General features: G+C 71.8%; 8 protein-coding genes. 3 read left to right on the forward strand and 5 right to left on the reverse strand.

Annotation, left to right across the window (positions count from 1 at the left end):
• Positions 1-60: 60 nt before the first annotated feature.
• Positions 61-1,536 carry an MFS transporter gene (locus tag ACWD0J_RS32460; RefSeq protein WP_451499434.1) on the reverse strand — a complete coding sequence of 492 codons (1,476 nt, stop codon included), beginning with the start codon at positions 1,534-1,536 and terminating at the stop codon, positions 61-63.
• 375 nt (positions 1,537-1,911) lie between these two features.
• On the opposite strand from ACWD0J_RS32460, the gene ACWD0J_RS32465 reads away from it, so the two are divergent.
• Both ACWD0J_RS32465 and bdeA read left to right on the forward strand, forming a co-directional pair.
• Positions 1,912-3,114 carry a spore photoproduct lyase family protein gene (locus ACWD0J_RS32465; RefSeq protein ID WP_451499435.1) on the forward strand — a complete coding sequence of 401 codons (1,203 nt, stop codon included), beginning with the start codon at positions 1,912-1,914 and terminating at the stop codon, positions 3,112-3,114.
• A gap of 476 nt (positions 3,115-3,590) precedes the next feature.
• Positions 3,591-4,538, forward strand: a complete 948-nt coding sequence (gene bdeA / locus ACWD0J_RS32470; protein ID WP_451499436.1) for a bis(hydroxyethyl) terephthalate hydrolase — start codon at positions 3,591-3,593, stop codon at positions 4,536-4,538.
• A gap of 102 nt (positions 4,539-4,640) precedes the next feature.
• Here the strand turns inward: bdeA and ACWD0J_RS32475 are convergent, their stop codons facing one another.
• The 4 genes from ACWD0J_RS32475 to ACWD0J_RS32490 form a co-directional block, all read right to left on the reverse strand.
• Positions 4,641-6,197, reverse strand: a complete 1,557-nt coding sequence (locus ACWD0J_RS32475) for a helix-turn-helix transcriptional regulator (RefSeq protein WP_451499437.1) — start codon at positions 6,195-6,197, stop codon at positions 4,641-4,643.
• A 62-nt stretch (positions 6,198-6,259) separates the two neighbouring features.
• On the reverse strand, positions 6,260-7,924 hold the full coding sequence (locus ACWD0J_RS32480) for an FAD-dependent oxidoreductase (protein WP_451499438.1): 1,665 nt from the start codon (positions 7,922-7,924) through the stop codon (positions 6,260-6,262).
• A 35-nt stretch (positions 7,925-7,959) separates the two neighbouring features.
• Positions 7,960-8,874 carry an AurF N-oxygenase family protein gene (locus tag ACWD0J_RS32485; protein WP_451499439.1) on the reverse strand — a complete coding sequence of 305 codons (915 nt, stop codon included), beginning with the start codon at positions 8,872-8,874 and terminating at the stop codon, positions 7,960-7,962.
• A gap of 936 nt (positions 8,875-9,810) precedes the next feature.
• Positions 9,811-10,488 (reverse strand): glyoxalase, encoded by a 678-nt coding sequence (locus tag ACWD0J_RS32490; RefSeq protein ID WP_451499440.1) that lies wholly within the window; start codon positions 10,486-10,488, stop codon positions 9,811-9,813.
• A 625-nt stretch (positions 10,489-11,113) separates the two neighbouring features.
• Here ACWD0J_RS32490 and ACWD0J_RS32495 point away from each other — a divergent pair.
• A partial coding sequence (locus ACWD0J_RS32495; RefSeq protein WP_451499441.1) for an ATP-binding cassette domain-containing protein occupies positions 11,114-11,325 on the forward strand: 212 nt, incomplete at its 3' end.

An 11,325-nucleotide genomic window follows, 5' to 3' on the forward strand; every position in this document is an offset into this window, starting at 1 on the left:
GCCTTTCCGGAGGCCCGGCCACGGGGAACGTGGCCGGGCCGAGCCAAGACGGGGTGCGGTTCAGACGGCTGCGACCGCCGGTCGGGGGTCCTCCTCCGGCTCGCGCAGCGCGGGGATGAAGAGGCCGATCACGAGGGCGACCAGGCTGAGCAGGGCGCCGACCCAGAAGGCCGAGGCGTAGCCGCTGTCGCCGTAGAACGCGGTGCCCTTCAGGACGGTGCTGTCGGCGGCGAGCGCGGCGAACATCGCGGCGCTGAACACCGCCCCGAAGACGTGCGTGAGCATGGTCAGCATGCCGCTGCCCAGGCCCTGTTCGTCCGTGGAGACCGCGCCGACGACGAGTACGGGCGCGGCGGCCACGACGAGACCGCTGCCCAGGCTGGCCACGCACATCGTCCACGTCAGCTGGACGGCACCGGCGTGGAAGAAGCCCGCCAGCAGGAAGCCCAGGCCCATCGTGGCGAGTCCGGCCCACCAGATGCGCCGGGTGTCGACGCCGCGCAGGAACCGGCTGGCGACCAGGCCGGTGACGAACAGCAGCAGGTTCCAGGTGACGCCGACCTCGGCGCTGTGCTGGGCGGTCCAGCCGAAGCCGGCCGAGACGCCGGGGATGTGCGGGTAGAGCGCCAGCAGGATCGCGACGACGGGGGCGGTGTAGGCGACCGCCTGGGCCAGCGCGCCGGAGACGACGGTCGTCGCCACCGCGCGGCGGCGCAGGACGCCCAGGTCGAGGATCGGGTGCTTGCTGGTCCGCTCCACGAGCAGGAAGCCGATCAGGGCGGCCGCGCCGACCGCGAGCCAGCCCAGCGTCCGCCCGCTCGCCCAGCCCCAGGTCTGGCCCTGTCCCACGGCGTAGACGAGGACGGCCAGGCCGCCGCCGAGGACCAGGCCGCCGAGCCAGTCGAAGCCGGGCTCGAAGGCGTGCCTCGGGGTTTCGGGCACCAGGGTGGCCACCAGGACGAAGGAGACGGCGGTGGCGGCGGCCATGAACCACATGGCTCCCTTGTAGCCCCAGTCGTCGATCAGCCAGCCGGCGAGGAAGGGCGAGACGAGGGCGACCAGGCCGAGGCTGCTGCCCAGGATGCCGCTGGCGGACTTCACCAGGCGGGCGGGGAAGATGTCCCGCACGGCGGGGAAGGACAGGGCCGGGAAGGGGCCGTAGCAGGCGGCGAGGGCCCGGCCGACCAGCAGGATCTCGAAGCTGCCCGCGGTCGCGGCGATGACGTCGCCCACGACACCGAGGGCGATCATCGCGAGCATGATCCGCTTCTTGCCGTACAGGTCGCCGAGCTTGATGACGAAGGGGCTCAGCAGGGCGGAGACCAGCGTCACGACCAGGGAGAACCAGGCCACCTGCGTCGTGTGGAAGTGCTGCGCCACGTCGGCGGTGGCGTTGGAGCCGAGGATGCCGACGGTGACCAGCAACTGCGTGGGCCAGATGAGGGCGATCAGGACACCGACGAGACGCGGGGTCCACCTCTCAGGGTGCGGGGCGGGTGCTGCATCGAGCGAGGGGCTCGCTGACGTCGGTGTCACGAGACCGCTCCTTTCGGGGGTCAGCCAGGTGCGGGGGCGAGGAGAAGCGCGCCGTTAACGGAGTGGCCATCTGTTCGCGACCGGTACGAAACGTTTCAGCCGCGCGGCTCGATGATGAATCCGAATGCCTAGTGGACACTAGGTGTTAGAGGTGTGACACAGGCCACATTGCGCGAAGCCGCAACCCGGCGGCAGACGCCCCGCACCCACTCCGGCACCGGGGAAGACCCGTACGCCCGGTACACGTACAGTGGAACATCCCGTTTCACCCATACACGGCCGACCGACCCGAACCCGGACACTACGGTCGCCCCCTCCGTACCGCACCGCACCGCCGCACCTCACCGTCCCGCCCCGCCCCGCCCCGGAGCAGCCATGGCCCACCCGTCCGCCGCACCGGACGACGGCTCCGACGCCCTGTTCGGTCTCGACGCCCTCGGCATCGGTGACTCCGCCGCGCCTCCGACCCCTTCGGCCCCTCCGAGCCCCTCGGGCCCTCTCTTCCGTGACTCCCCCACCGCCCGCCGCCTGCTGCCCGTACGAGAGATCCACGCGGAACCCGCGGCGGCCGCCTCCCCCCGCGGCCGGCAGGTCATCGCGCGCTTCCCCGCCGCCCAGGTCGTCGAGGTGGCGTCGCACTGGCGCATCCCCGGGCTGCACGGCAACGAAGGCAACGTCGACCGATGGGTGCGCGTCAAGGGCGAGACGCTCGTCCTCGGCGAGAAGAAGACCCTCACCACCCGCCCCAACGGCCGGTCGGCCGACTGGATCGCGCCGGGCACCTCCAACGGCTGCGCGATGGCCTGCGCCTACTGCTACGTACCGCGCCGCAAGGGGTACGCCAACCCGATCACGGTCTTCACCAACATCGACCGGATCATCGCCCACCTGGGCCGTCACATCGGAAAGCTGGGCCCCAAGGCCGAGCCGAACCAGTGCGACCCCGAAGCGTGGGTGTACGACATCGGCGAGAACGGCGACTGCTCGGTGGACGCCCTGATCTGCGACAACACCGCGGATCTCGTGCACGCCTTCCGGCAGTGGCCCACCGCGAAGGCCTCCTTCGCCACGAAGTTCGTCAACCCCGACCTGCTGGCCCTCGACCCCCGGGGCCGAACCCGCATCCGTTTCTCCCTCATGCCCACGGACGACTCCCGACTGCTGGACGTCCGCACCTCGCCCGTGGCCGACCGCATCGCCGCGGCCGCCGACTTCCTGGACGCCGGCTACGAGGTGCACTTCAACCTCTCCCCCGTGGTGGTGCGCCCCGGCTGGCAGGCGGACTGGGCCGAGCTGCTCCGGCATCTCGACGACGTCCTGCCGGACCGCGTCAAGCGGCAGGCCGCCACCGAGGTGATCATGCTGACGCACAACCGGGAGCTCCACGAGGTCAACCTGGGCTGGCACCCCCGCGCCGAGGAGGTGCTGTGGCAGCCTGGCCTCCAGCAGGCCAAGCGCTCCCAGAACGGCGCCCTCAACGTCCGCTACCGCAACCAGGTCAAGGCCGAGGCGGTCGCCACCCTCCGCGGCCTGATCTCCACCCACGCTCCCTGGCTACGCGTCCGGTACGCCTTCTGACCGCCCGCCACGGCACGGCGCGACACGCACGGCACGGCTTGAGCGTCCTCTGCGGGAACCCCCCCGGGCACGCCGGCGCTGTGACTGGTGATTCAGCCGATGCCCGAGAGCCGGTCCGGTCCTAAGTTGTTGCTGCTTACAGCGGTCCGGGCCCCGAAGCCCGGCCGTCCTGGTCCCACCATCGTCCTGGCCCCACCAGGTGTGCGCACGGGCGGAAAGAGGCTCGCCATGGACTCCTCCCACTGGGCGGCGGCCGCGGTCGACACGCGTGCCGTGGCTGTCCGGTCGGGGATGCCTGCGAGCCGTCCGCTCCCGCGCCGGCCGGGGGCCGGGCACCGCTGGTGCGACACCCGCAACAACACGTTGGTTCCGTGATGCCGCGCCACGCCTGCCTGTCAGCCCGAAGCCGGCGGGCAGGCGCCAGTGGAGTTCCCCGCCCGGGTGTGGCGCACGGGATCGGTCGAAAGGACCCGTCCGTGCAAGAATCCCCGCTTTCCGCTCCCTCCCCCGCTCCCGCGTCGGCAGTCGCCCCGGCGCGTCACCGCCGGCGCCCGCGCGGCCGGCTCGTGGGCCTGCTGGCCACCGTCGCCGCCGTCGCCGGTCTGGCCACGACCCTCACCGGCGGCGCGGACGCCGCGGACAATCCCTACCAGCGCGGCCCGGCGCCCACCACCGCCAGTATCGAGGCGACGAGGGGCTCGTACGCCGTCTCGCAGACGACCGTCTCCCGGCTCGGCGTGACCGGCTTCGGCGGCGGCACCATCTACTACCCGACGAGCAGCAGTGACGGCACCTTCGGGGCGGTGGCGATAGCACCCGGCTACACCGCGTACCAGTCGTCGATCGCGTGGCTGGGGCCCCGGCTGGCGTCCCAGGGCTTCGTCGTGTTCACCATCGACACGCTCACCACGTCCGACCAGCCGGCGACCCGTGGTGACGAGCTGCTGGCCGCGCTGGACTACCTCACCAAGAGCAGCAGCGTCCGCAGCCGGATCGACAGCTCCCGCCTCGGAGTGATGGGGCACTCGATGGGCGGCGGCGGCACCCTCGAAGCGGCCAAGGACCGCCCGTCGCTGCAGGCCGCCATCCCGCTCACCCCGTGGAACACCGACAAGACCTGGCCGGAGATACAGACGCCCACCCTGGTGATCGGAGCGGACGGCGACACCGTCGCGTCCGTCTCCTCGCACGCCGAGCCCTTCTACCAGAGCCTGCCGTCCACCCTGGACAAGGCCTACCTGGAGCTCAACGGCGCGACGCACTTCACCCCGAACTCGTCGAACACGACGATCGCGAAGTACAGCATTTCCTGGCTGAAGCGGTTCATCGACAACGACACCCGCTACGAGCAGTTCCTGTGCCCGATCCCGCGGGCGAGCACGACCATCGAGGAGTACCGCGGCAACTGCCCGCACACCTCGTGAGCCCCGGGCTGTATGCCGCCCCCTGACCGGGGCGGCATGCAGCCCCCGCCGGGTGCGGCCGGAGCGCCGACGTCACGCGGCCGGCACGTCGGCGGCAGCGGGTCAGGGCGGCGTCGGCGACTCCGGGAACTCCTGGTCCGCCGTGGTGCCGGCGGCGTCCTCGCCGGCCAGAAGGCGGGCGAGCCCCAGCCGGGAACGGACACCGAGGTGCGCGAAGACGTTGCGCAGGTGGTAGTCCACCGTCCGGATGCTCAGAGAGAGCCGGGAGGCGACCTCCCGATTGGTGGCCCCTTCCGCGACGAGGCGGGCGATCCGCAGTTGCTGCGGGGTCAGCAGCGCCAGTGGCCCGCTCTGCCCGGGGGTGACGGCTTCGCCGGCGGCCCTGAGCTCGGAACGCGCCTGCTGCACCCAGATGTCGGCTCCGCAGCGCTCGAACCCCACGAGGGCTTCGCGCAGTTGTTGTCTCGCTTCCATCGGGCGACGGCGACGGCGCAGCCACATCCCGTAGGACAGATGCGTGCGCGCGTGCTCGAAGGGACCGAACACCGCTTCATGGTGCGCCAGAGCGGTGCGGTACAGCTCCTCGCTCCGGTCGGAGGGCGCCAGCAGTGCCCGGCAGCGCGCCAGCAACGCCGGAGCCTGGGGGTCGGCGCCCAGGTCCGCCCAGAGCGCGTAGGTGTCGGTCATGTCGACGGCCTGCGGGTCATGGCCGGCGAGGACGGCCGCCTCGACGAAGCACGGCACGGCGAGGATCCACAGCCCGAAGTGACCCCGCCGAGGACCGGGCCGGACGAGGTGAGCGAGCCTGGCGGCGGCCTGTTCCGGCTTTCCGCATCCCAGGTAGGCCCGCGCCTGCGCCCACTCCGCCAGCGTGATCGTGTGCAGCAGACCGTGCGGATGCGCCACCTCCAGCGCGGCGCGGGCATGCGTCTGTACGGTGCCCAGGTCACCCGCGATGGAGGCGACCAGTGCCAGGATGGCCTGGAGCTGGGCGGCGACGTTGCGCTGCCCCAACCGCAGCGCGACGGCCAGTCCTTCCGTTGCGTGGGCCCGGGCCTGGTGATGACGGCCCTCGCGGAGTTCGGCGTAGGCCAGGTACTCCAGCGTTTCCGGGATCAGGGAGAGCGAGTCCTTGAGCCGGGCCGCGGCGAGGGCCAGCCCGAGCGACCGCCGTGCTTCCTGGATGTCACCGAGCACCAGGGCCATGGTGCCCGCCCGGAGCAGTTCGCGGGCCTCCTGCCGAACCGACAGTGCCTCGATCAGCGGGCGCAGCAAGGTGTTCGCAGTGCGGAACTCGCCGCACATCACACTGCGCATTCCCGCGCAGTAGTCCCGCCAGCCGGACTGGACGCAGTGGTCCGCGTCCGACGACGCCGGCACCGCCGTGGGGTCCAGTGCGGCCAGGTAGCCGTCGCGGTCTCCGGCGGCCCAGGCGGCGGCAGCCGCGGTGACGCGGGCGTGGCGGGCCCGTTCCGGGTCGTCTTCAGTGAGGTGCTGGGCCGCCAGCAGCAGGCACGCGTAGGCGTCGGCGACAGGCCCGCCGCGCAGCAGCCCGTGGCCCCGCAGGGACTCGGCCCGCGCGCGTTCGGCCGCCTGCGTGCGGCGGCGTGCGGAATCGCTGCCGAGTCCGGACCCGTCACTCTCCGCTTCACCGTTCACACGTAACGCCACTTTCTGTATTGCGACTGTGAATCAGAGTAACGAGGCCCGGACACCCGGTCTCAGGCACCTCCGTCGCGACGGCGCCGGCGACGGGAGGCGGCGACGAGTTCCGGGACGGTGGCGAGCTTGCTGCGCGGTCTGCCGAGGCGTCGGCCGCGGGACAGTTCCGCCTGGTCGATGGCCGCCATCCCCCGTGCGTCCACGACGTGGCGGGCGCGGTGCCGCGCCAGGCGCAGGAACTCCCGCGACGACCGGGCCGGCACGGGCAGCGTCCCCTCCACCGCGTCGGCGAGGAGGGTGCCGACGGTCTGTGCGGCGCAGGCCCGGTTGGCGCCGATGCCGCCCAAGGACCCGCGTTTGATCCACCCCGTGACGTACGTACCCGGTCGCCCCGCCACCCGCCCGTCCTCGTGCGGAACCGTTCCCGTGGCCTCGTCGAACGGCAGCCCCGGTATCGCCACGCCCCGATAGCCGATCGCCCGCAGCACCAGCCGCACCGGGAGACGGACCTCACCCGTCGCTCCGGTGACGCGGACCGCGCCGACGCGGTCGTGGCCGTCGCCGCCGAGCAGCTCCACCGGCTCGGAGTGGAAGCGCAGCACGATACGTCGGCCCTCCGCCGGGGGGCGCGACCAGTCGACGTCCGCACGGGTGACGCCCCGCAGCAGCGCGGCGACGTCGTCCGGTCCGGCGGTGTCGATGGCGTGGCCGGTGCGGGGGTCGTGGCCGTCGACGACCAGTTCCACGCCGGGCAGATGAGTGAGGGCGAGCAGTTCGGGCCGGGTGCAGGACGCGTGCTCGGGGCCGCGCCGCCCCAGGAGGACGACCTCGCGTACGTTGCCCGCGCGCAGCGCCTGGAGCGCGTGGTCGGCGATGTCGGTGCCGGCCAGGTCCTCCGGGTCCGAGACCAGGATGCGGGCCACGTCCAGGGCGACGTTGCCGGTGCCGACCACGACGACGCGCTCGGCGGACAGGTCGATGGCGTCGGGTGCGACATCGGGGTGGGCGTTGTACCAGGCGACGAAGGTGGCTGCCGGGATGCTGCCGGTGAGGTCCTCGCCCCGGACGCCGAGGCGCCGGTCACCGGACGCACCCACCGCGTAGACGACGGCGTCGTGGTGGGCGGCCAGCTCTTCGGCGGTGACCTGCTCTCCGACCTCCAGGCCGAGGAGCATGCGCACCCGGGGGTGGGTGTGAAGCCGCGCGAAGGTGTCGCCGACCTTCTTGGTGGCGGGGTGGTCGGGCGCCACGCCGTACCGCACGAGTCCGCCGGACACCGGGAGCCGGTCGATCAGCGTGATCTCCGCGTTGGTGTGCAGGAGGAGATCCTCGGCTGTGTACATGCCGGCCGGCCCGGTGCCGACGATCGCGACGCGCAGCGGACGGAAGTCGGCCGGCAGGGCGCGCTCGAACGTGGGCTCGTCCCAGCGGTGGAAGTTCGGGCTGTCGTCGGGCAGTTGCGCGGCCGGAGCGTGGGCGTAGTACGCCGCGTTGATGTCGGCGTACGCCTGCTGCGGACCGGTCAGTTCGTCCACGGGGAAGATCGCGTCCACCGGGCAGGCGTCGGCGCACGCACCGCAGTCGATGCAGGCTCTGGGGTCGACGTAGAGCATCTCGGTGCTGCCGAACGCCCGTTCCTGCGGCGTCGGGTGGATGCAGTTGACCGGGCACACGGCGACGCAGGTCGCGTCGTTGCAGCAAGTCTGGGTGATGGCGTAGGTCATGGTGTCCGCTCTGATCGGCGACGAGGCCGGGTCGGTCAGATCAGGTGGGCGCGCTGGTAGAACACCAGGGCCGGCTTGGTGAGCAGCCCCGCCGAGGCCAGGAACTCCATGAGGCCGGAGCAGCTCGAGCGCATCATCGCCTTGTGGTGCTCGTTGGCCCGCGCCTCGGCGAGCGCCCGCTTCGCGTCCAGTCCGGCGTTGGCGTACACGGCCTTGTTCACCATGCTCGTCACGATGACGTAGGCCGCCACCGCGATCACGAGGGCGTGGATCTCCCGTCGTACCCGGCCCGCCTTCGCCAGTCGCTTGCGCGTCTCGTCACGGGCGAACTTCATGTGGCGGGATTCCTCGACCACATGGATGTTGTTGATGGTGCGTACGAACGGCACGACCCGCTCGTCGCGCATCCAGTCGCGTTGCATGACGTCCAGGACCTCCTCGGCCACCAGGATCGCGGCGTACGCGGCCTCACCGAAGGCAAGTGTCTTGAAGGCCCTGCCGAGTTCGACCGCTACGCGATGCGGCCGGTACGGCGGTGCCTGGAGCTTCTTGGCGCCGCGGGCGAACATGATCGAGTGCCGGCACTCGTCCGCGATCTCGGTGAGCGCCCACTGGACCGTGTCGTCGGTGGGGTCCTTGGCGTAGATGTCGCGCAGGATCAGCTGCTGGAGGATCATCTCGAACCAGATGCCGGTGCTGGCGACCGAGGCGGCCTCCTGCCGCGTCAGCTCCTTGCGCTGGGCTTCGGTGAGTTCGTTCCAGTACGAGGTCCCGAACAGGGTGCTCCACTCCGGGCTCGCGCCGTGGAAGTCCTTGTCCAGCGGCGTCTCCCAGTCCACCTCCTTCAGGGGGTCGTAGGAGAGCGTCGCGGACGAGTCGAGCAGACGCCCGGCGACGTCGCCGCCCCGAGCGCTTCCCTGAACTCCCGGCCGGGCGGTGCTGCTTGCCATGCTCCCAACTCCTCAGTTCGAGACGGGCCGTTCATCCTGATCGGCAGCGCGTGTGGGCGTCGACGGACACCGGTGACGTGCGAAGGTGCCCACTGCGCGAGTCCTCCGCGCGAGCGCCCGCATGGGTGTACGGGGTCGACCACGGCGCACACGGCGAGCGCTGGTGGCGCCGCCGCCCCTGCTTGTTAACGGACTGTATAACAAGCCTCCCGGGCAGTCCTACCCCTCAGTAGCAATCATTTCGGGGAGATGTCCGGCGGCCCGTCCGGCCCTCGCCCCGGGCCTTGGAAGGTGTCGGAGGGTGGTCGACGACGGAGGCGGCGGTGCCTGCGGGCAAGACGGACGGTGTCTGCGGGCAAGACGGGGGTCACTCGACGAGGGACGGAGGATCACGCCTTGCCGGCCGCCACGTCCGGCCGGGTGCGGGCCGCCCACATCCTCGGGGAGCACGCTACGGCTACCGCTAGAGGCCCGTCACGTCGATGGCCCGGGACGTCCCGCCGGCCTGTCCGGCGGGAAGGAAGAAGGAAGAAGGCCAGGGGCGGCGGCGCGGCAGTCGCCGCGTGCGGCGGGATGGATCACGTGGTCAGTCCGTCGCGGGACCGGCCGATGGCCTGGTCGTCCGGCTCGTGGGCCGAGGATCGTTTCCGCGGGCCCAGCCGCGTGCTGGTGGGTGCGCACGATCGTCCTGCCCCGCTGCCGCCTTCTTCTCCGCCCGGAACGTGTCCGCCCGCGAACCTCGCCGTGCCACTGCCTGCTTCTGCTCTGCTCTGCTCTGCTCTGCTCCCGCGTGTGCTCCTTCGTCGCGGCCCGCTCTTCTGAGGTGCATCCGTTGTGTTCCTCGGCGGCCGCACCGGGAGTTCTCCGCGGAGGCTTCGTGCGCTGCGTGGCGGTTTCCTCGCGGACAGGGATGTGACGCGAGGGCGGGTCCGGATGTCAGGAATGCGCGGACGCGGTGGACGGCTCGGGGGTGACCGACTCGGCGGTCTCCCAGGCGAATCCGTCGGGGTCGGTGAAGGAGCCGGCGGTGCTGCCCAGGACGACGCGGTGCGAACCGGTGCCGTCGGCGGGGACACCGAGGTCCTTTGCCAGGCCCGGGCGCTTGTACAGCGCCAGCTTGACAGGGCTGACACGGCTGGACTCGTCGGACGCGAACTCGGCGTACTTGCCGCCGAAGCTCTTGGCCACGGTCAGGCCCCGGCCGACGTAGAACCGCTTGCTTGCCTTCACGTCCTCGACGCCGAGCAGGAGGACGACCTCGTCGATCTCGCGGGTGGCCGGGCCGGTGTCCTTCTTCTCCGAGGTCGCGACCTTCCAGATCGTCCCGTCCGGCGCCCGGACGACGCCGCCGTATCCCCACAGCGACTTCGCGGCGGGCTTGAGCACCGTGGCACCGGCGTCCACGGCGGCGCCGAGGAAGCCGTCGACGGTGGCCGGCCCGGACACCGTGAGCGCCAGGGTGAAACCGCGGAATCCGGTGGAGTGCGCCTCGGACGCCCGCAGGTGTACGTGCGCATCCACTCCGAAGGCGGTGTAGAAGCGATGGGCGGCCTCGGGGTCGGCCACGTCGAGGGTGACGGAGGCGAGGGCCGTGGTGGATGCGGTGGTTTCCATGACCCTCACGCTAGGGACTGCTCGGTGGTCATGGCTTCTCGATTCCTGACCGGTCTTGTCACACCTGCCTACAGACCTCGGTGACGGTGAGGGCGCCATGCCGCAGCACCGCTGTCGCGCACTCGGCACGACGCGTCATCGGCACGCGCACGGCGACTCGCCCTGGCGGCCCGCAAGCGGATCTCCCGGCTCCGGCCACACCGTGCGGCGGCCTCGATCCAGAACCGCAGTGGTCAGGCAGGCGGAGCGCACCGCGCCGACACCGCACCGACACCGAGCCGTTGGGAGCCCGCGGCGACCGCGAGGGCGACCACGCCGCCGCCCGCGACGGTGTCCCGCGGCCAGGCGACAACCGGATCGTTTCCCGGCGCCACAGCACGCGGACGGCGCGCAGGTCCGCGGCGAGGCGTCCGCGCGGGGCGGCGCAGTCGGCCGATCCGGCGGCGTGGGGCGGGGCGGGCACGGCGGCACTGGTCATGGTCACTTCCTCGCAGCACCTCGGTGGACGCCGCCTCGGCCAGCGAGCCGTCGGCACAGGCGGTCGGCACAGAGGGCCGTCCCGGCACCGGGACGCTGAAACCACCCTGAAACCGCGTTGAATGCGGCCTGCCGCACCGTCTGCGGCATGACGACAGCGACATCGCAGACTTCGTACTCACTCGCCATCGCGGCCAAAGGGCTGCGCAAGTCGTACGGGGACAAGACCGTGCTCGACGGCATCGATCTGGCGGTGCCGGCCGGATCGGTGTTCGCGCTGCTCGGCCCGAACGGCGCCGGCAAGACCACCGCCGTGAAGATCCTCTCCACCCTCCTCACCGCCGACGCCGGCGACCTGCA

It is taken from the genome of Streptomyces sp. NPDC003011 (assembly GCF_053591515.1).